This window comes from Anaerolineales bacterium, from assembly GCA_022866145.1.
Lineage (GTDB): Bacteria > Chloroflexota > Anaerolineae > Anaerolineales > E44-bin32 > PFL42.
On record JALHUE010000021.1, the window covers coordinates 12,438 to 32,483 of the forward strand.

Sequence of the window (20,046 nt, forward strand, 5' to 3'; positions counted from 1 at the left end):
GATGGGGATTATACCAGCCCGGTCCGGCATTGCCCTCGGCATGATGCCACCCCACGCAAGCCTCCGGCTGACCTCCCTGTGGATGTTCCTGGCCCTCGGGCTTGCCGGTTGCGCTGCACCGATCACAACCGCCGGGGATCTCAACGTAACCATCATCGCCGATGGCGAGGAGCTCGCCGCGCGTGTCCCGGCCGGCTCTACGGCGCTCCAGGCCTTGGAAACGGCGGGGGTCAACCTGGGGGCCTCCGACCGACTGGAGCCTCCGGCCTACGCCGTGCTCTCCGACGGCACGCACATCATGGTCACGCGAGTCAACGAGCGGTTTGAAGTCGAAACCGAAGTCGTGCCCTTCGAGCGCCAGACGATCCGCAACGAAGCGATGCCTGAAGGGGAGAGCCGTCTGCTGCAGCCTGGCATGAACGGCCTGCAGGAGATCACCTACCGCGTCGTCGAGGAGGAGGGCAAGCCTGCCTCCCGGACAGCGGTGAAGGTGGTGGTGGCCGAAGCTCCGGTGCCGGAGATCGTGATGATCGGGGCGCAGCTCTCTTACGCTCCGCTCTCCGTCGAGGGTGTGCTGGCCTACCTCTCTGGAGGGAATGCCTGGATCATCCGCGACGACACGCGGAACCGGCGACCGATCGTCGTCGGCGAGAACCTTGACGGCCGTGTCTTCCGCCTGTCGCCAGACGGCCGCTGGCTGCTGTTCTCGCAAGCCCCCGCCGATCCGTCGTCAGCGGAAATCAATCGCCTGTGGATCGTCTCGACCTCCGAAGCCGCGACCGAACCGATCGACCTTCAGGTCAGCAATATCGTGCACTTCGCCGATTGGTCGCCCCAGGCAATCGACGGCTACACGCTCGCCTACTCCACAGTCGAACCCAGCCCGGGCGCCCCCGGCTGGCAGGCCAACAACGACCTCTGGCTGCTCACCCTGACATTCGCCGGAAGGGTCGCCGACCGAGAGCAGATCGTCGAGAGCAACGCCGGCGGCCAGTACGGCTGGTGGGGCACTTCCTTCGCCTGGGCCCCCGACGGCAGCCAACTCGCTTATGCCCGGGCGGATGGCATCGGGCGGGTCCCCCTCGACGAGCCCGGGCTCCTGCCCCTGGTTGAGATTCAGCCGTACCAGTCGTTCTCGGACTGGGCTTGGGTTCCGGGCGTGGCCTGGGGAGGCGACAACCAGTCGCTGTACTTCGTTGACCACGCTCCACCCCAGGGTCTGGAAAGCCCAGCCTCCTCGCCGGCATTTGATCTTTCTGCATGGATCGGGGATTCCGCAACCGCCGTGCCGCTCATCGGCCAGGCCGGGATGTTCTCGTATCCGGCGGTTTCCCCGGCCCAGATTGAGGCCGGCGGAGAATTGGCCTACCGGATCGCCTACCTCCAGGCGCTGGCGCCCCTGGAGAGCCAGAACAGCAGCTATCAGTTGAGCATCGTCGACCGCGATGGCAGCAACGCCTCTCTCCTCTTCCCACCACCTGGTGAGGCAGGGCTGACACCCCGGCCGCTTGCCTGGTCACCATCCGCCGATCGGGTGGCGGTGCTGTACCGCGGCGACTTGTGGATCGTGGATGCGCAGACGGGCCAGGGCCAGAGGCTGACGGGCGACAACCAGACTGCGGCCATGGACTGGAAAGGCGGCTCCTGAGGCCGGGTCCGCACAGGGAGTTGATGGACCCTGCTCGCCATCCTTGACCAGCGGAGCAGCGCCCGGCGCTCAGCGAGAGATGATGCCTGTCGGCCAGCGGCGGGCAGCAAAGGAGGACGATTCAGTGAGAGTCCTGGTAACGGGCGGAGCCGGTTTCATCGGCTCCCATCTTTGTGACCGGCTGCTCGCCGAGGGGCATCAGGTCGTCGTCGTCGACAACCTGGTGACGGGGCAGGTCGAGAACATCGCCCACCTGGCGGGCCGGGAGGATTTCCACTTCATCAAGCATGATGTCTCCAACTTCACCTTCATCCCCGGCCATGTCGACGCCGTGCTTCATCTCGCCTCCCCTGCCAGCCCGAACCCGACCTCTCCGTACGGCTACCCTCAGCTTCCGATTCAAACGCTCAAGGTCGGAGCGCTGGGCACACACAACGCCCTTGGGCTGGCCCGCGCCAATCGGGCGCGCTTCCTCTTGGCCTCAACCTCGGAGGTCTACGGCGATCCGCAAGAACATCCGCAGCGCGAGACCTATTGGGGCCACGTCGACCCGGCGGGGCCGCGTTCGGTGTACGACGAAGCCAAGCGCTTCGCCGAGGCTATCACGATGGCCTATCACCGTTACCACGGACTAGACACCCGCATCGCCCGGATCTTCAACACCTACGGGCCCCGGATGCGCCTGGATGACGGCCGAGTGGTCCCCAATTTCATCTGTCAGGCGCTGCAGGGGCAACCCCTGACTCTCTACGGCGAAGGCCTGCAGACTCGGTCCTTCTGCTACATCGATGATCTGGTCGAGGGGCTGTACCGTTTGCTGATGTCGGACTCGCATGAGCCGGTCAATCTCGGCAACCCGACGGAAATCACCATCGCCTATCTGGCTGATGTGGTGAACCGGATGACGGCGAACCCCGCCGGCGAGCAGTACGTACCCGAAGGGCGGGCACCGGCAGACCCCCAGCGGCGCCAGCCCGATATCAGCCGGGCCCGCCAGGTATTGGACTGGTTCCCGGTCACCGAGCTTGAGGCCGGCCTGCAGGCGACGATCGCCGATTTCCAGGCACGCCTGTGAGCCTGGCGACCACCCGGCGCAGGCGGGAAACCTCGCGCTTCGCCAAGTTCGCCGTCGTCGGCCTTTTGGGCGCGGTAGTGGACTTCGGCGTCTTCAACCTGCTCATCCGCTTCGCCGGATTCGCCGTTGTGCCGGCGAGCATTCTGTCCTTCACGGCGGCGGTGACCAGCAACTTCATCTGGAATCGCTACTGGACCTACCCGGATTCCCGCAGCAAGCCGCTTCATCGCCAAGCCGGACAGTTCGCCCTCATCTCGGCGATCGGGCTGGCCATCCGAACCCCGCTGGTCGCCGTGCTCGTAGGCCCGATGACCACGATCGCCTCCGGCCTGACCGCCGCCGCCGAGGACATGACCGGGCCGCTCCCCAGCCTGCCCCCCGCGGAGGTGCTAGGTGCCAACCTGGCGCTGGCCACGGCTGTGATCGTCGTCCTGTTCTGGAATTTCCTGGCCAACCGTCTCTGGACCTACGCCGATGTCGAGTGAGCCAGGCGATGGCTGTCTGCAAGCTGGGTCGGTCCCCAGGGCCTGTATAATCTGGGATACGGGACGAGCGTGGGCGAGCGCATGACCGCCAAACCCCCAGCCAAGATAATCCCGATCTACAACACCAAGGGCGATTGCGAAGCCTTCATGGTGTTCCCCTACCTGTATAACGCGCTGGGGGAGTGGGTCGGCTGGGCGACGACGGCCCGGCAGGTCTATGATGTCGAGGGCTACTACGTGGGCTGGCTGACTGATGATCCGAGGATTCTGCGCAAGCGAACCTACGACCGGGCGCCGGCGCGGCGCCCGGTCCCTCCTCCGCCCACCGAGCGCGCCCGGCTCCCGGCTACAGTCCCTCTGCCGCCCATGATGGCCGAGCTGACGTTCGAGGTCTTCGACGTCTTGCTTGATGAGCCGGAGCGCCTGCACACTACCGACACCGGCGAACTCAAGCAAGACATGGATTGAGCCGAGTGCGGGCGCCGACCGAAAGGACCTCCCCCGACCATGTCCGACCAAGCTGACTCAAGCCTGCCCCGGGTCGGGTCGCTCACTGAGTTGCTGCAGCGAGCCTCCTCCAAGCGATTCCTGGAGGCGCCGCCAGCGGAGGACATCGGCCTCACCGACCACGTCGTTTATCCGTTCCTGGCCCTGATCGGTCAGCGCGAGATGCGCCTGGCGTTGCTGCTGGGGCTGATCAATCCTAACGTCGGCGGCGTGCTCCTGGTCGGACCGCGGGGGACGGGAAAGACCACTGCCGTGCGCAGTCTCACGGACCTGCTCCCCCCGGTTGCCCGCAGCCTGTGCCCCTACGGCTGCCTGCCCGAGGACGTGCTGGCCGGCGGAATCGATGCCATCTGCCCTGACTGCGCCCGCCGCTATGCCCAGGGCGAATCCCTTGTCTACCAAGATCAGGTTCGCCTGATCGAACTCCCTCTCAACGCCCGGCTGGAGGATGTCGTCGGCGGTCTGGATGAACGGGCGGCGGTCCACCAGCGTCTGCGCCTCAGTCGAGGCTTGCTCGCCCGGGCCGACCAGAACCTACTGTATGTGGATGAGGTCAACCTGCTCGATGACGAAATCGTGGACGCGATCCTCGATGCCGCTGCCCAGGGCATCTACACCGTCCACCGCGGCCCGATGGCTGCCGTCTACCGGGCGCGCTTCGTCCTGATCGGTTCCATGAACCCCGAAGAAGGCCGGCTCAGGCCGCAGATTCTGGATCGCTTCGGACTGCGTGTGGTCGTGCGCGGCCTCGAAGGGGCGGCCGATCGGATGGAAGCCTACCGACGGTCGGTCAGCTTCCGGGCCAGCCCGCGGCAGTTGGCGCACGAGTACGCCGACGAGACCCAGGCCGCGGCCGAGGAGATTGCCGAGGCGCGAGCCGCCCTGCCAGCTACCTCCATCTCGCCGGCCGCCGAGGCGCTGGGCCTGAGACTGATCAAGGAAATGGGGATCGAATCCCTGCGGGCCGAGATCAGCCTCTTCGAAGCGGCACGGGCGCATGCCGTTGCCGACGGGCGAAGGCAGGCCGATGAACAGGACATCCGCGCCCTGGCCCCCATGGCGCTGCGTATGCGACGCTCGCAATTCATGGTCGACTACCTCGCCGAGCAGCAGAAGGAAGACGACGAACTGATCCGGCTCACCCGCCCACCCCTACCCAGGCGCGGGGGCTCGTCCCGGACGAACTCGAGGCGGACGACACGCGGCACAGACCGCTGAGAATCAATCGAGCCGGCTCATGGCCGGCTCGATACAGCCCAAATAGGCTCAGGCCTTCTTCATCTGCTGATCGATGTAGTCCACGGCCTCGCCGACAGTGGTAATCTTCTGAGCGTCCTCATCCGAAATCTCGCCGCCGAACTTCTCCTCAAAGGCCATAATCAGCTCGACCAAATCGAGCGAGTCCGCCTCGAGCTCTTCACGGAATCGAGCCTCCCGTACGACCTTTGACTCCTCGACACCCAGAAGATCCACGATGATCTTCTTGATATCCTCAAACGTCTCTTCCATGACCGCGCCTCCTCGCCTCGGGCCTGTCTTGTGGGCACATTGTATCCCGGGTGCGCCTCAGGGGCAAGTTGACATGCCACCCCACAGGCTGGTAACATCTCTGCCCGCGTAACCAACACCGGCCCAAGGGGAAAGTTACGGAAACCTCCCAGCGCAAGGCGGACCACATCCGAGTGAACCTGGAGGAGGATGTCCAGTCTGGACAGGCCACCGGGCTCGCCGGGCTCCACTTCGAGCACAACCCGCTGCCCGAGATCGACCTGGCGCAGGTCGACTGCACGCTGCACTTTCTGGGCAAGCCGCTGAAGACGCCGATTCTGATCTCCTCGATGACCGGCGGAACGGCCCAGGCCCGCCGGATCAACCGGACCCTGGCCGAGGCCGCTCAGCTGCATGGCGCCGCCCTCGGTATCGGCTCGCAGCGGGCCGCCCTCGAGGCCCCCGCCTTGGCCGACACCTTCCAGGTACGCGAGGTAGCTCCGGATATCCTGCTGCTGGCCAATCTCGGCGCCGTCCAGCTGAATTATGGCTATGACGCCGATCACTGCCGGCGGGCGGTCGAGATGATCGGCGCCGACGCCCTGGTCCTGCACCTGAATGCCCTCCACGAAGCGCTCCAGCCCGAAGGCAACACGCGATTCTCTGGTCTGCTCAAGCGGATTGAGGCCGTCTGCCGCGCCCTCGAGGTCCCGGTGATTGGCAAGGAGGTCGGGTGGGGCATCTCCGCCGAGGCCGCCCGCCGTCTGGTGGAGGCCGGCGTGGCAGCCATCGACGTCGCCGGCGCCGGGGGGACATCCTGGTCGCAGGTCGAGATGCACCGAGCCCAAACCGAGCACCAGCGCCGCCTGGCCGCCGCCTTCCGGGACTGGGGCCTGCCGACGGCAGACGCGGTTCGCCAGGTGCGGGCAGCCCTGCCCGCCATCCCCTTGATCGCCTCGGGCGGGCTCGGCGACGGCCTGGATATCGCCAAGTGCCTGGCGCTCGGGGCCGACCTGGGTGGGATGGCCGGCCCGTTTCTGCGCAGTGCGGCTGAATCCGTTGAAGCCGTTTCGGATGCCCTGATGCTGGCTACGGCCGAAGTGCGGACCGCGATGTTTGCCACTGGATCCAGGACGCTCTCCGATCTGCGGCGGGCCCGCCTGGCGGCTCGCCCTTGAACACCAGCGGAACCCTGACTCTACACATGCTGCCGGCGATTGAGGCCGAGTTGCAGCTGGCGCTGGATCGCTTCCCCACCCCCTGGTACCACGAACTGGCTGAGATGATCGCCTACCATCTGGGGTGGGACGGCGAGGACCAGGCGGCGCGCGGCAAGAGGGTGCGCCCACTCCTGACGCTGCTGGCCTGCGCCGCGGCCGGCGGAGACTGGCAGCGGGCAGTCCCGGCCGCGGCAGCCGTCGAACTGATCCACAACTTCTCGTTGGTGCATGACGACATCCAGGACCAGAGTGCCACGCGGCGCGGTCGGCAAACCGTGTGGAAACGGTGGGGGATCGCCCAGGCGATCAATACCGGCGACGCCTTGTTCGTGGCAGCCCACCAGGCCGCCTCGCGCCTGTCGACGCGATCGGTCGAGCCCGAGACTGTGCTGGCTGTGCATCAGCGCCTCGACCAGGCCTGCCTGCGGTTGACTCACGGCCAGCATCTCGACCTGGCCTTCGAACAGGCCCAGGTCGTCACCCAGGAAGCCTACCTCGAGATGATTGCCGGCAAGACAGCGGCTCTGATCGAAGCCGCCGCCGCCGCCGGCGCCCTGGTCGCCGACGCGGCGGACACGCGGGTGAACCGGTATGCGGAGTTTGGGCTGCATCTGGGATTGGCGTTCCAGATCCTCGACGATATCCTGGGCATCTGGGGCGAGCCGTCGGTCACCGGTAAGCCTGCCGGCGACGACCTGATTCGGCGCAAGAAAACGTTGCCGGTGCTGATGGGATTGCGCGCCTCCCCCGGCTTCGCAGGGCTATGGGCCCAAGCCGACACCGCAGCCGGAGGGCTGGAGCGCATGCGGCATGAGCTGCAGGCGGCCGGGGTCCTGGAGGACAGCCGCAAGGCCGCGGAGAGTCATACGCTGCAGGCGTTGACCGCCCTCGAGGCTGCACAACCGGCGCCGCCAGCCGGCGCCGAACTCCGCTCCCTGGCCGATTCTCTTCTCCAGCGCCGCCACTGATCTCAGGAATCCGTCCGGCGGCCCCACAGGCGCGTTGCGGGCAATCCCCGGCATGCTATAATCCACCAGTTAATCCTCCACCTCGGGTCTCAGGCAGGCATGCGCCGAAACACGCGAGCACTGCAGAACCAGCAAGGGGAGACGGGGCAGCTGGGCCAACTCCAGCCCGGCGTCACCCTCCAGGATCGATACCTGATCCTGGGGATTCTTGGTGCGGGCGGGATGAGTTCGGTCTACAAGGGCCGCGACCTGCACTTCCCAAACGTCACCAAGCTGGCGGCCGTCAAAGAGATGATCAACCTGGCGGCCGACCCCACGATGTACGAGATGATCGTGCGCAATTTCGAGCGTGAAGCCGACTTGCTGGCGACGCTTTCCCATCCGGCCATCCCTCGCATCTATGACTATTTCTCCCAGGAGAGCTCCTCCTACCTGGTGATGGAGTTCATCGAAGGCCGGGACCTGGAAGCCCTGCTGCGGGAAACCGACACCTTCCTTCCGGCCGAAAAGATCGTCGGTTGGGCGGTCGAGCTCTGCGACGTGATGACCTACCTGCACAGCCACCAACCCCAGCCGGTTGTGTTTCGCGACATGAAGCCCTCCAACGTCATGATCGACCAGCACGGCCACATCCGGCTGATCGACTTCGGCATCGCTCGGGTCTTCCAGCCCGGCTTGAAGGGCACGATGATTGGCACGGAGGGCTACTCGCCACCGGAGCAATATCGGGGCGAAGCCTCGCCCGCCGGCGACATCTATGCCCTGGGCGCCACCATGCACCACCTGCTGACTCGCCGCGATCCCCGGGCGGAGCCGCCGTTTTCCTTCAACGACCGCCCGATCCGAGAGATCAACCCCGAGGTGCCTCCCGAACTCGAGCAGGTGGTGTACACCGCGCTGTCTTACGACCCGAAGGACCGCTTCCCGTCGGTCGACGCCATGCGCAGGGCGCTGGTCACTGCCGCCCGGCAGACCGGCATCCTGATATCGCCCCAAGGGGCCCCAACCGTCCGGATTCACAGCGATGTCCAGGAGGTCTGGTCGTTCACCTGCGAGGATGAGCTGCGCGGCTCTCCCGTGGTCGATTCAGGCCAGCTGTACATCGGCTGCTACGACAACAACCTGTACTCGCTGGACGCCAAGTCGGGCGAGTTCCGCTGGAAGTACGCCACCGAGGGCGGCATCCCGACCCGGCCGGCGGTTCACGACAACACGGTGTTCGTCGGCTCAGAGGACCAGCGGCTGTACGCCGTGACCGCCGACACCGGCAAGCTGGTGTGGACGTACTACGCCGAAGCCCCCATCCGCTCCTCCCCGGCGCTCTTCGAGGGTTTCATATTCTTCGGCTGCGACGACAGCCACCTGCATGTTGTCAATGCCTCCAATGGACGCCGCGCCTGGCGGGCCGAGGCCTCGGGCCCGGTGCGCTCCTCGCCACTGGTGGCGGACGAGCGGGTATACTTCGGCTGCGAGAGCGGGGACTTCTACTGCGTCGATTTCCGCGGTGATCTGAAGTGGCGCTTCAAGGCCAAACGCGCCATCACCTCCTCCCCGATCCTGGTCGAAGGCATGATCTACTTCGGCTCGATGGATTGGACGTTGTATGCCCTGGAGTCGGAAGGCGGTTGGCAGGTGTGGCGCTTTCGCATGGGCAAGCCGACGATCTCCTCTCCGGCCTACGCCGAGGGCAAGCTGGTCATCGGGTGTGCCGACGGGAACATCTACGCCCTCGACGCCCGCAACAACCGCGAGATCTGGCGCTTCTCTACAGAGCACCAGGTCAACGGCTCTCCGATTGTGCACGAGGATTCAGTCTACTGCGGCTCCGTCGACGGCTCGATGTACTGCCTGGATCTGAGGTCCGGGCGCAAACGCTGGTCATTCCCAACGAAAGGCCCGATCGTCGGGACCCCGGTCATCGTCAACAGCATCCTGTACTTTGGCTCAAACGATCACCGGGTGTATGCTCTGCTCACTTGAGTAGCGACGATCCCACAGGACAGCGACGAGCATGGATTTCCTCAAGAAGCTCTTCCCGAAGCCGAAGCCGGCGTCCATCGAAGGCGTCAAGACCGCCCCCTTGGACCCCAGCATGGTCGAGGCTGCCGCCTCCCGCCAACCGCTCCACCTGGTGGTCGGCATCTCTCAGTCCGCCGGGATCGAGCGCGCCCACAACGAAGACGCCGTAATGGCCGTGCAGGGGACACTGGGCGGTCAGGAGGCGCTGCAGACTTTCGGGGTCTTCCTGGTGGCCGATGGCATGGGCGGTCACCGCTCGGGGGAGGTCGCTAGCGCCATATCGGCTCGGACCGTAACTGCCCGGCTGACGGACTCAGCCCTCTCCGCCCTGATCGATGGCAGCGACGCCTCCTCCGAACCCCTGCAGGACCTGGTGCGGGAGGCCCTCGAGGAGGCCAATCAACTGGTTGTGGAACGGGTGCCCGGAGGCGGGACGACGGTTACGGTCGCGGTTCTCCTCGGCCAGCAGGTCACACTGGGTCATGTCGGCGATAGCCGGGCTTATATGATCGAGCCTGCCAACACCCGGGTCCTTACGCGCGACCACTCCCTGGTCAAGCGGCTGGAAGAACTGGGCCAGCTCTCTCCCGAAGAGGCCGACACCCATCCCCAGCGCAATGTGCTCTACCGCGCCATCGGCCAGGGCGCCAACCTCGAAGTCGACGTGACCTCGCATCCCTTCCCGCCGGGCGGGCAGCTGTTGCTGTGCTCCGACGGCTTGTGGGGGGTGATCACCGACCAGGACATCGAGCGAATCGTTGTGCAGGCAGCCACCCCGCAGAGCGCTTGCGACCAGTTGGTGGCGGCAGCCAATGCTGCCGGTGGGCCGGATAACATTACCGCCGTCTTGGTCCGCCAGAACCGCAGCTGAGGGAGGCCAAAGGAGTCGGCGTGGCAAGCGAGAAGGACCACTATTCCCTGCTGGGGGTGCCGCGCAACGCCACGCTGGAAGAGATCCGGCGAGCCTACCGCGAGGCCGCCCTACGCCTGCATCCCGACCGCCGCGATACCCACGGACAGACCCAGCTATTTGTCGAGACCAACCAGGCGTATGAGCTCCTCAGCGATCCCGAGCGACGCGCCCCTTACGACAAGCAGTTGGCGGAGGCTGACCGCAAGCTGGCGGAGAGCGCCAGCTTCCGGGCTACCATCCAGCAAAGCCGCAAATCGTTGCTTCAGATGGATGAGCCCCAGGTCCACTATGTGCTGCTCGACGTCGGTCCGACCGAGGATCTCCCCGCCCTGCGACCGCCGATCAACCTAGGAATCGTGATTGACCAATCGACCTCGATGCGCGGCCCCCGGCTGGACCAGGTTCGATCCGCCACCCTGGCCATCCTCAAGGAGCTGCGGCCAGAAGACAGCGCAACCATTGTCAGCTTCAGCGATCGGGCGCAGGTTGTGATCACCCCCGATCAGGCTAGAGATACGGCCGTCGCTCGAGCGCGGCTGAGCCTGCTCCAAGCTGGCGGCGGGACCGAGATCGGCCAGGGTCTGGAGGCCGGCCTGGCGGAGGTTCAGAAGAACTTCGCCCGGGAAGGCGTCAACCACCTGATCCTGCTCACCGATGGCCGCACCTACGGCGACGAAGATCTGTGCCTGTCGCTCGCCGACCAGGCGTCACGCCAGGGAATCGGGATCAACGGCGTCGGCATCGGCGCAGACTGGAGCGACCGGCTTCTCGATGACATGGCTACGCGCACCGGGGGCAGCGTGATGTTTCTTGACTCCCCCAAGGCCATCACCGGGCTGCTCCACGACATCTTCGAACGGCTGGGCAGCGTGGTCGCCAGCCGTGTGCGGCTGGAAGGCGCGGTTGCCCAGCAGGTCGACCTGCGGGCCGGCTTCAAGCTCTTGCCAGAGCCGATGCCGATGGGCGACAGCCTGCCCATGACCCTCGGCCACTTGCCCAAGAACAACCGGATCCGACTGCTGCTCGAGTTCGTCGTGCACCCGATCGGCGAAGTCACCCAGCTAGTGCTGGCCTACCTCACCATCTCAGGCGACGTGCTTGGCCGCGGCGCCGAGGCCAGCGTCCTTCCCGTCCAGATCACCTCCGCCGTTTCGCGCCAGCCCGACCCCGACCCGCCGCCGCTGGACATCACCGCTGCTTTGAACCAGATCGCCCTGTACCGGATGCAGGATCGCGCCCGGCACGAAGCCGAACTCGGACAAACCACCCGCGCCGCCCGCCGCCTGGAGAACCTGGCGACCCACCTGCTGGCTGCCGGCGAGCGCGACCTGGCCAAGGCGGCCCTCGGCGAAGCCGAGCGCCTGAACCACACCCGCCGCCTTTCGCTGGAGGGCGAAAAGGTCCTGAAGTACGGGACCCGAGCCCTGTTGCTGCTTCCGGCCAAGGCCGGCCAGTCATGATCGACTGCCCATCCTGCAAACACCAGGAATTCGTCGGCACCGTGTTCTGCAGTGAGTGCGGTAGCCGACTGGTGAGCGTCAACCCCGTGCCCACTCAGAACATCCCGCGGGAGCGAGTGGACCTGGAGGCCATGGCCACCAAGCCGGCAGCGCCCGAAGGCCCGGAGCTTGAAACGGGCGCCATCCTCGGCCTGCGGGTGCTGGCCACTGGCGACATCATCTCGCTCATCGGTCGGGACAACTACACCCTCGGCCGGTCGATGGAAGGCCAGGCGATCCTGCCCGATGTCGATCTACGCCACTACGATGCCTTCGACCAGGGCGTGTCGCGCATCCACTCCGAGATTCGCCTGCTACCCCAGGGCGTGCACGTCGTCGACCTGGACAGCGCCAACGGCACACTGGTTGCCGGGAAGCGCATCGAGCCCCAGAAGCCGATGCCGGTGCGTCATGGAGACATCATTCAGGTGGGCGGGATGCGCCTGCAACTGATCTCACGCTTTCGAGGATAGGGAGCCCCATGCCTTTTACCGTTTTGGTCCATCTGGGCGGAGAAGACCCGATTGTGGGCGAGCTCGAGGAGCTTCCCTCGGCCACCGACACGACCATCACCGTCAACAATCCCCGCCGCCGCGACGGCAAGGACCTGGCCTACGTGCAGGGCAACGTCGTCACGGTCCTGTGGCCGATGCACCGAGTCAACTTCATCGAAGTCATGCCCACGGCCGAGGAGGAGCGGCTGATCGGCGCCGTCCGCGAGTGAAATGAGCGACAATCCCGGCCGCAAGCGGCGCATCCTGGTGGTAGACGATGAGCCCAGGATGATCCACTTCATCCGTCTCAACCTCGATCACGATGGCTTCGATGTCGCCGAAGGCTCCTCCGGAATGCAGGCCCTCTCCCAGCTCCGCGACCGGCTCCCCGACCTCGTTCTGCTTGATGTGATGATGCCCGACCTGGACGGCTTTGAGACCCTCCGTCTCATTCGCGAGATCTCGACCGTGCCGGTGATCATGCTGACCGCCAAGGGCGAGGAGGACGACCGGGTGCGCGGGCTTGAACTCGGGGCGGACGACTACATCACCAAGCCCTTTAGTCCGCGGGAGTTGGTCAGCCGGGTCCGGGCCGTCCTGCGCCGCGTCGAGGCTCCCGGGGCTTCGGCCCACGAAGTGATCGAGGTCGACGACCGGCTGAGGTTCGACTTCGACCGCCGCGAGGTCTGGGTCGATGGCGAACTGGTCCGGCTGCGGCCCACCGAGTTCAAATTGCTGTACCATCTGGTCCAGAACGCGGGCTGGGTTGTGGCGCATGATCAACTCCTGGCAAAGGTCTGGGGGTACGAGTACCGCCAAGAAACCCATTATCTGCGGCTGTACATCAACTACTTGCGCCAGAAGCTCGAAAGAGACCCCGCTCACCCACAGTACATCCTCACTGAACGCGGCGTCGGATACCGGTTCGTCGACTTCCGACGACAGACCGCCCGCTGACAGCCGTCCAACCCGTCGTTGACGTCCCTCCGACGCAGGCTGGGAATTCCCAGGTCAGGTGAAAGACGCAGGCTTGGGAGGCGAGCCATGTCTGGACGGACGGGCCGGGATCCCTTCCGCCAGATGCTGTCCATCCGCAGCAAACTGGACCGCCGCCTGGAAGACTGGGAGCGCCCGTCGCGCCGCCAGGCGCGAGTCGCAGCACCACCGCTGAACTTGCTGCAGACCCCGGAAGACTTCATCGTGCGCGTGAAGCTGCCGAGGGTCAAGCCTGAGGACATCGAGAACTCCGTGACGGGAGATGCCCTCAATGCCCGGGGCGAGATCGAGTCGGAGCAGGAGAAGGACAACTGCCGCTCCCCTCTGCGCGAGCTGCGCCACGGCTCTTCCGCCCGGTCGGTTGCCTTGCCCGCACCCCCCGTGGGCGACAAGGCCCAGGCCCGCTTCCAGGACGGCGTGCGGACTCTGGCCCTGCCCAAGGCCGAGCGGGTCAGGCCCAAGATGATCCCCGTGAAGGCCGCGTAGCTCGCACCCCCGCTTCGCCAACCTCAAGGTCCGGCAGCCTGGCGGGCCCGCGCCCCCCAGGCTGTACACCCATTGCCAGGCGCATACGCCGGCCGTCCAGCCGGAAGGCTGGCAGCTCATCCGGCGAACAGGTAGAATTGCACCGGGGTGACAAGCCGACCATGAGCCGACAGAGAATCCTGCTGGTGGATGACCATGAAGTTGTCCGAGTCGGGCTGCGCACCCTGCTGGAGCAGCATCCCAACTTCGAAGTCGTCGCCGAAGCCGCAACTGCCCACGAAGCCATTGACCGCACGCAGTCGCATGCTCCAGACGTGGTCGTGATGGACATCCGCTTAAAGGGCGGATCCGGCATCGAGGCCTGTCAGGAGATCACCACCCGATTCCCGGAGACCAAGGTCATCATGTTGACCTCCTACGCAGAGGATGAGATGCTCTTCTCGGCGATCCGGGCCGGAGCAGCAGGCTATGTGCTCAAGCAGATCGGCCGCGATGATCTGGTGCGGGCGATCGAAGCCGTCGGCCGGGGCGAGGCCCTGCTCGACCCAGCCGTCACTCAGCGCGTTTTCCAGGAAGTGCGCAAGGCCGCACGCGAGGAAGAAGCCTCCGCCTTCGCCGAGCTGACTCAGCAAGAAATGCACGTCCTGCAGCTGGTCTCCGAGGGGCGCACCAACCGGCAGATCGCCGAGATGCTCTACCTCGGCGAAGGCACGGTGCGCAACTACGTCAGCAGCATCCTGTCCAAGCTCAACGTGCGCAACCGGGCGGAAGCAGCCGCCTATGCGGTCGAACACAACCTGAAGGACTACCTCTAGACCGGGCTGCGCCGGGGGGCTTGCTCCGGCCTCCAGCTTCCCCCAGCCGGGACGAATGGACCCGAGCGCCCAACATTGCCGGGAAACGTAGGCGACCCAGGCTCGCAGGCGGCGCTCGCCTTCGCCTGGGTCGAGGGTTGTCTGCCCGGAGCGATGGCCCGTGCCACCGCCTGGCTACAAGACGGGCTGTGGCCGCCCTTGGCTCGACCAGTCTTCGTGCTGCTGGCTGGCTTCGTAGACCAGGCCTGAGGTCCAATCCTGCACGGATTCCTCCAGCTTCATCAGCAGCACCAATCGGCGGGCGATCCGCGATACCCGGTCTCCGGCCTCGGTGCACAGCTCTTCCAGCAGAATGGCGTCCTCAGGCCGAATCCTGGCAGTAGCCCGCCGGGCCTCATCTCGCAAGCGCTGGCTGCAGATCATGCGAAACGCCTCTGGGCTGTCGGTCGAGAGCAGCTGCCCGGCATCCACCCCAAAACCTGAGAGGGCCTCGGCCAGGTCTTGCCGGATCGTCATCCCCTCCCGCATCAAGGACTTACGGGTGGTGCGAACTTCCTCCAGGACCTCCCGCATCACGCCCAGCGAGGAGGAACCTGCCAGCACCAAGCCTTTCAGCAGGTCATAGAACAGCGCCGGATCGCCTTGATCGAGGCACTGCCCGATCAGCTGCTCCGCCTCCATGCGGACGTAGGCCCGCTCGGCAAAAGTCAGCAGTTCATCTAGCGGCCGGCTCACTCACTCTCCCTTCGCCCATGCTCACCGCACGGGCACAACCCGCGCAACAGATCCCAGGTGTAGATCCCATGGCTGTGGCCATCCTTCCACACCAGTTGCAATGCGTAGTTGCCAACCATCTCCATCGAAGCCAGCTCCGCTGACCGCGTCTCCACCATCGGCAGTTCGAGCATGTCCGGCGAGCCCGGCTTCCCCATCCCAGCATGCCCACCGCGGCACTCGGCGCACGGGCAGGCGGCGCGCAGGCCACGCAGCGGGTAGCGGCTGGGGTGCCCGTCTTCCCAGTCGATCTCGAGCACCCCCTTGGACCGGGAAGCCCGGATCGCCTTCGGCTTGAGGGTCATGCGTTCTCCAACTGCGAGGATGATAGCCTCGCTTCGCCGATTGGACAATCAGCCCCCCGCAGGCTGCAGGTACTCCGCCACCCCCCAGCCGTATTTGCTGTTGTCGTAGGGGTTGACGAGGTACCACCAGCTCTGCCCGTCGGCCTCGCTCGGTCCGTCGCGGATCTCGAAGACCTCGTTCTCGACCGCGATCAGGTTGGTTGCAGATTGCAGGCCAGGGGCTGCCCGCAGCCGGAGCCCGTCGGCGCCAGTGCCAATGACTTCGACCAGCATCCCCTCGGCGACCGAGGCTCCGGAGGGGATGCCGCCAGGCTGAGCCGTCGGCGTCTGCGCCGCCGCCTGGGTTGGTGCCGGGGTTGGGGTTGCGGTGACGGTGGGCAGGGGAATCACGGTCAGGGCAGGCGTTGTGGGCGCCACAGGGGCGGCCGAAATCCGCACGGCCAACAAGGCCGCTCCCCCGAAACCGCACCCGAGCAGGAGACCGACGAGAATCCAGCCTGCAAGAGCTCTTAGGGTGACCGAGGGCCGAACTGCAGACATGCCAGGGCTACGGGAGGAAGAAGAAGGCCAGAGCCAGGATGAGATACAGCGTCACCAGCACGGCGCCTTCAAGCCAGTTGGCCTCGCCGTCCAGCGCAACCAGGGTCGCAATGATCCCGGCTCCGACGAGAGCGATGAGCTCAAACGGATTGAACACCAAGGTCAGCGGGTTTCCTATCACCAGGCTGGCGAACACCAGGAACGGCACCACGAACAGGGCGATCTGCAGACTCGATCCGACGGCGATCTCCATGCTCAGGCTCATCTGCTTCTTGAGCGCCACACTCACGGCGACCATGTGTTCGGCGGCATTCCCAATCAAAGGCACCAGGATCACACCCAGGAAGAACTCTGAGACCCCCCAGGCAGCCACCACCGCTTCGACCTGCGCTACGAGGATCTCGCTAAGCCACACGACTCCGGCGGTTGCCAGCCCCAACACCACCAAGGCCCCCCGCAGCGACCAACCGGGATCGTGCACCACGGCCTCAGCCGAACTCCGGGTGAGGGGATCAGTCTGGCCGTGGAACACATTGACCAATCCCAGCAGGTAGATCACCAGCATCAGCCCGGCCACACCCAGGCTGAGGTATTCGACGGCCATCGCATCTTCAATCCCCTGGCTGCCCTGGACGAAGAGCGAGGGAACCGTCAGGGCTATCACGGCCAGCAGCAGCAGGATCGAGTCGCTGGCGGCCTTGCGGCGGTCGAAGCTCATGTCCCCGTTGCGGATGCACCCGGCCAGCATGCTGATCCCGAGCACCAGCAGCAGGTTGCCCAGAATCGAACCGGTGATCGAGGCCTTGACCAGCTCGAGCAGTCCGGCCCGGATGGCGGCAATGCAGATAATGAGCTCGGCGGCGTTCCCCAGCGTGGCGTTCAGCAGGCCGCCGATGCGGGGTCCGGTGTAGGCGGCCAGCGATTCTGTGCCCTCGCCAATCAGGCCCGCCATCGGGATCATGGCCAGCGCGGCCGCCGCCAGGATGGCGGTCGGCGATGCCGCCGCGCCGCTCAGGATGCCGGCGGCCGGGGCCAGGATCAGAAGCCAGTACAGCGGATTCCGAGCCAGACGCCGCAGGGTCGGGCGACTCATCTGCCCCCGGCTCCTTGCGCCGACTCTGCAGAAAACAGGTCGGCCGCGCCGGTTGCGGGTACGAGCACCCGAAGACGCCGCTCGCGAACCTTGAAGCGCAAGGGCCAATCCAGGTGGACCGGCTCGCCATCCATTTGCAGAACGGGCGCCTCACTCGCCTCGAAGGTTGCCTCCCTAGCCTGGAAATGCACAATCCCCGGGGCGTCCAGATGCGTTCGGGTGAGCACATAGGACAGCCGCATCACAACGTCGAGCAACCTCCGCCCGCTGATCAACCAGAAATCCAGCAGTCCGTCATCGACCTTGGCATCTGGAGACAACTCGAGCACACCCCCAGCATAGGTGCGGATGTTGCTGGCCACCGCGACCACGAAGCGATCCTGCCAGACTCGCTCACCGCTCGTGACCCGTATGTCGATCCCGGACCAGCCCAACGCCTCCCACACGCCAAGCGCGGCGTACCGCAGGATCCCGAAGGCTTTCTCAAAGCGGTCGCGAGGTTCGATCGAATCGACAAGCTTGGCGTCCAACCCAACCCCAGCCCAGAGCAGGAAGGCCCGATCGTTGCACTCACCAACGTCGACCAGACGGACGGTGCCCTTGGCCAGGAGCTCGGCCGCATTCTCCAAGGCGAACCAATGCGTCCAGTCTAGCCGGCGCATGCCGAGTTCGGCTGCCCAAACGTTGGCAGTCCCGGCCGGCAGCACGCCGAGGATGGTAGCGGACCCGGCCAGAACGGCGGCCACGGTCCCGACCGAGCCGTCGCCGCCGGCCACGAAGACAGCCTCCAGCGAGGCTTCCACGGCCTCCTGGGCGATCACGTGCGGCGGCCGGCCGACGGAGGACTTGACCACCGCCACATCCCACCCCGCCTCCGTCAGGACACGCACGGCTCGGTCGAGGAGCGGGCCTGCCGGAAAGCGACCCGCAGCGGGGTTATAGATCAGCAGGGCGGATGACATCCTTGATGTGCCTCGATCCGGATTATAGCGCGCCATGCCAGCGAGGTTGCCAGGCGGGCGCGGCCCGGATACAATCGCCACCGTTGGACAGCCGGGCGTGCAGGACGGCCCCCGGCAGGTGCAGGCGCTCGACGCCCCAGAACCGGCCGGGCACAAGCCGATGGACGGCAGAGGCTCACAGATATGCAACCCTGGACTGCAGCCGGCGGCCTGATCGGCGGCCGCTACCGGGTAGTTGGCGCGGCTGGCAGCGGTGGCATGTCGCATGTCATGCGCGCCCGCGACCTGAACCTGCAGCGGGACGTGGCCATCAAGCTGCTGCGGGAAGACCTGCTCGAAGACAGCAGTTTCACTGAGGGCTTCCTGCAGGAAGCGCGCTCCGCCGCCAACCTCCTGCATCCCAATATCGTGACCGTCTATGACTTCGGTCACGACGGCGGGCGCTACTTCATGGTGATGGAGTATATCGACGGCGCCGACCTGAAGACGTTGGAGCGCAGACGAGGCGCCTTCCCGGTGGACCAGGCGGTGGCGATGATGGTCGAGATCTGCAGCGGCGTGGGCTATGCCCACCGCGCCGGGCTCGTCCACTGTGACCTGAAGCCGCAGAACATCTTGGTCACCACCGATGGCCACCCCAAGATCACCGATTTTGGCATCGCCCGCGCCTTGTCCACCATCCGGCCGGATGAGACCAGCAGCGTGGTGTGGGGCAGCCCACAATACTTCGCCCCGGAGCAGGCGACTGGCGGACCGCCCTCCCCCTCCAGCGACGTGTACTCTCTGGGGATCATCCTGTACGAGATGCTCACCGGCCGACCACCGTTTGAAGCCGAGGACGCGGCCTCCTTGGCGCAGATGCATCTGCGGGCCGTGCCTCGGCCGCCCAGCCAGCTCAATCCAGCGATCCCCCCGGCCCTCGAACAAATCGTGCTCAAGGTGCTCTCCAAGGAGCCCTCGGGGCGGTATCGCACGGCCGATCAACTCGGGAGAGTGCTGACAACCTTCGCCGCCGCCGCACCGGAGGCGGCGCGGCCGCTGCGCCCAATCCCGCCCAGGCCGCGGCATGACCCAGACGGTCCGACCACGCTTTACGACACCCAGCCGCCGACCGCCGCTCCTGTGGATTGGCTGGCAGTTGGCTTGGGGTTGGCGGCGCTGCTGGCCGTGGGGGGCCTGATCCCTTTGTGGCTGTGGGCCTGCTTGCTCTACCCCAACTGCCCCTTGCGCTGAGATTAAGCCCGCATGAGCCGCGGCTCCATCCAGCGCGGTATAATTTGTTCTGTCATATCGCTCGACCACAGGATCGGTCCATCCGTCGGAGGAATGCGTGAACTCCCCTAGGGGTCGGAACACACTTGCCCTGTTGATCATGCTGTTGATCGTGGCCGTGCTGGTGTTTCAATTCCGGGCCGGCACGCCCAAGCCAGAGCAGCTCACCTTGAGCGAAGTCGCACGAGCTCTGGCGACGGGCGACGTCACCCGCATTGTCGTCGACAAGGATGAGCTCGAAGTGGTGTATCGCGACGGGACGAGCGCGGTATCCCGCAAGGAACCGACTTCAACGGCCGTCCAGCAGCTGCTCGAGCTAGGCGTCCCGCCGGCGACCGTCTCGTCCGACGGCCTGCAGTGGGAGATCAAACAGCCCAGCGAGTGGACCACCGTGCTCAGCCTGATCACCTACCTGCTCCCCGGGCTGCTGGTGGTTGGCCTAATCTTCATGATGCTGCGCCAGGCCCAGGGCAGCAACAACCAGGCG

The 20,046-nt window shown here is 65.8% G+C and carries 23 protein-coding genes; 17 read left to right on the top strand and 6 right to left on the bottom strand.

Annotated features, from left to right (window positions below):
• Position 1: 1 nt before the first annotated feature.
• The 5 genes from MUO23_00650 to MUO23_00670 all read left to right on the top strand — a co-directional run bounded on the left by MUO23_00650 (position 2) and on the right by MUO23_00670 (position 4,933).
• Positions 2-1,648, top strand: coding sequence for a G5 domain-containing protein (locus MUO23_00650; GenBank protein MCJ7511459.1), 1,647 nt, complete (start codon positions 2-4; stop codon positions 1,646-1,648).
• Between the two features lie 124 nt (positions 1,649-1,772).
• Positions 1,773-2,723: an SDR family oxidoreductase gene (locus MUO23_00655; protein MCJ7511460.1), complete on the top strand. Its 951-nt coding sequence runs from the start codon at positions 1,773-1,775 to the stop codon at positions 2,721-2,723.
• Positions 2,720-3,208 (top strand): GtrA family protein, encoded by a 489-nt coding sequence (locus MUO23_00660; protein ID MCJ7511461.1) that lies wholly within the window; start codon positions 2,720-2,722, stop codon positions 3,206-3,208. The genes MUO23_00655 and MUO23_00660 overlap by 4 nt, the downstream gene beginning before the upstream one ends.
• Positions 3,209-3,289: 81 nt before the next feature.
• A complete protein-coding gene (locus tag MUO23_00665) occupies positions 3,290-3,676 on the top strand; it encodes a hypothetical protein (GenBank protein ID MCJ7511462.1) in 387 nt (128 codons plus the stop codon).
• A gap of 39 nt (positions 3,677-3,715) precedes the next feature.
• On the top strand, positions 3,716-4,933 hold the full coding sequence (locus tag MUO23_00670) for a hypothetical protein (protein ID MCJ7511463.1): 1,218 nt from the start codon (positions 3,716-3,718) through the stop codon (positions 4,931-4,933).
• Positions 4,934-4,981: 48 nt separating this feature from the next.
• Here MUO23_00670 and MUO23_00675 read toward each other — a convergent pair whose 3' ends face one another.
• A complete protein-coding gene (locus MUO23_00675) occupies positions 4,982-5,224 on the bottom strand; it encodes an acyl carrier protein (GenBank protein MCJ7511464.1) in 243 nt (80 codons plus the stop codon).
• A gap of 173 nt (positions 5,225-5,397) precedes the next feature.
• Between MUO23_00675 and fni the strand changes: the two genes are divergently transcribed.
• The 10 genes from fni (at position 5,398) to MUO23_00725 (ending at position 14,613) form a co-directional block, all read left to right on the top strand.
• On the top strand, positions 5,398-6,381 hold the full coding sequence (gene fni, locus MUO23_00680) for a type 2 isopentenyl-diphosphate Delta-isomerase (protein MCJ7511465.1): 984 nt from the start codon (positions 5,398-5,400) through the stop codon (positions 6,379-6,381).
• On the top strand, positions 6,378-7,391 hold the full coding sequence (locus tag MUO23_00685; protein MCJ7511466.1) for a polyprenyl synthetase family protein: 1,014 nt from the start codon (positions 6,378-6,380) through the stop codon (positions 7,389-7,391). Before fni ends, MUO23_00685 begins: the two co-directional genes overlap by 4 nt.
• Before the next feature lie 99 nt (positions 7,392-7,490).
• A complete protein-coding gene (locus tag MUO23_00690) occupies positions 7,491-9,371 on the top strand; it encodes a PQQ-binding-like beta-propeller repeat protein (protein ID MCJ7511467.1) in 1,881 nt (626 codons plus the stop codon).
• Positions 9,372-9,402: 31 nt separating this feature from the next.
• Positions 9,403-10,281, top strand: a complete 879-nt coding sequence (locus MUO23_00695) for a protein phosphatase 2C domain-containing protein (protein ID MCJ7511468.1) — start codon at positions 9,403-9,405, stop codon at positions 10,279-10,281.
• A 20-nt stretch (positions 10,282-10,301) separates the two neighbouring features.
• Complete coding sequence (locus tag MUO23_00700; GenBank protein ID MCJ7511469.1) at positions 10,302-11,783, top strand: VWA domain-containing protein; 1,482 nt, start codon at positions 10,302-10,304, stop codon at positions 11,781-11,783.
• Positions 11,780-12,295, top strand: coding sequence for an FHA domain-containing protein (locus MUO23_00705; GenBank protein MCJ7511470.1), 516 nt, complete (start codon positions 11,780-11,782; stop codon positions 12,293-12,295). Before MUO23_00700 ends, MUO23_00705 begins: the two co-directional genes overlap by 4 nt.
• 8 nt (positions 12,296-12,303) lie before the next feature.
• Entirely contained in the window at positions 12,304-12,546 is a 243-nt protein-coding gene (locus MUO23_00710; GenBank protein MCJ7511471.1) for a hypothetical protein, read from the top strand.
• 1 nt (position 12,547) lies between these two features.
• Positions 12,548-13,273, top strand: coding sequence for a response regulator transcription factor (locus MUO23_00715; GenBank protein MCJ7511472.1), 726 nt, complete (start codon positions 12,548-12,550; stop codon positions 13,271-13,273).
• 87 nt (positions 13,274-13,360) lie between these two features.
• Positions 13,361-13,798: an Hsp20/alpha crystallin family protein gene (locus MUO23_00720; GenBank protein MCJ7511473.1), complete on the top strand. Its 438-nt coding sequence runs from the start codon at positions 13,361-13,363 to the stop codon at positions 13,796-13,798.
• A 161-nt stretch (positions 13,799-13,959) separates the two neighbouring features.
• Complete coding sequence (locus MUO23_00725) at positions 13,960-14,613, top strand: response regulator transcription factor (protein ID MCJ7511474.1); 654 nt, start codon at positions 13,960-13,962, stop codon at positions 14,611-14,613.
• 174 nt (positions 14,614-14,787) lie between these two features.
• Here MUO23_00725 and MUO23_00730 read toward each other — a convergent pair whose 3' ends face one another.
• The 5 genes from MUO23_00730 to MUO23_00750 all read right to left on the bottom strand — a co-directional run bounded on the left by MUO23_00730 (position 14,788) and on the right by MUO23_00750 (position 18,287).
• Positions 14,788-15,348: a hypothetical protein gene (locus tag MUO23_00730; protein MCJ7511475.1), complete on the bottom strand. Its 561-nt coding sequence runs from the start codon at positions 15,346-15,348 to the stop codon at positions 14,788-14,790.
• The gene (locus MUO23_00735) at positions 15,345-15,692 is read right to left on the bottom strand and encodes a DUF971 domain-containing protein (protein ID MCJ7511476.1); all 348 of its coding nucleotides are present in this window, start codon (positions 15,690-15,692) and stop codon (positions 15,345-15,347) included. Before MUO23_00735 ends, MUO23_00730 begins: the two co-directional genes overlap by 4 nt.
• 48 nt (positions 15,693-15,740) lie before the next feature.
• Positions 15,741-16,136 (bottom strand): hypothetical protein, encoded by a 396-nt coding sequence (locus MUO23_00740; protein ID MCJ7511477.1) that lies wholly within the window; start codon positions 16,134-16,136, stop codon positions 15,741-15,743.
• Positions 16,137-16,239: 103 nt separating this feature from the next.
• Complete coding sequence (gene cax, locus MUO23_00745; protein ID MCJ7511478.1) at positions 16,240-17,325, bottom strand: calcium/proton exchanger; 1,086 nt, start codon at positions 17,323-17,325, stop codon at positions 16,240-16,242.
• Positions 17,322-18,287, bottom strand: coding sequence for a diacylglycerol kinase family lipid kinase (locus MUO23_00750; protein MCJ7511479.1), 966 nt, complete (start codon positions 18,285-18,287; stop codon positions 17,322-17,324). The genes cax and MUO23_00750 overlap by 4 nt, the downstream gene beginning before the upstream one ends.
• Before the next feature lie 183 nt (positions 18,288-18,470).
• On the opposite strand from MUO23_00750, the gene MUO23_00755 reads away from it, so the two are divergent.
• Together MUO23_00755 and MUO23_00760 are read left to right on the top strand one after the other, a co-directional pair.
• Positions 18,471-19,520 (top strand): protein kinase, encoded by a 1,050-nt coding sequence (locus MUO23_00755; protein MCJ7511480.1) that lies wholly within the window; start codon positions 18,471-18,473, stop codon positions 19,518-19,520.
• A 97-nt stretch (positions 19,521-19,617) separates the two neighbouring features.
• Positions 19,618-20,046, top strand: a 429-nt coding sequence (locus tag MUO23_00760) for a hypothetical protein (GenBank protein MCJ7511481.1), incomplete at its 3' end; no start/stop codon positions are given.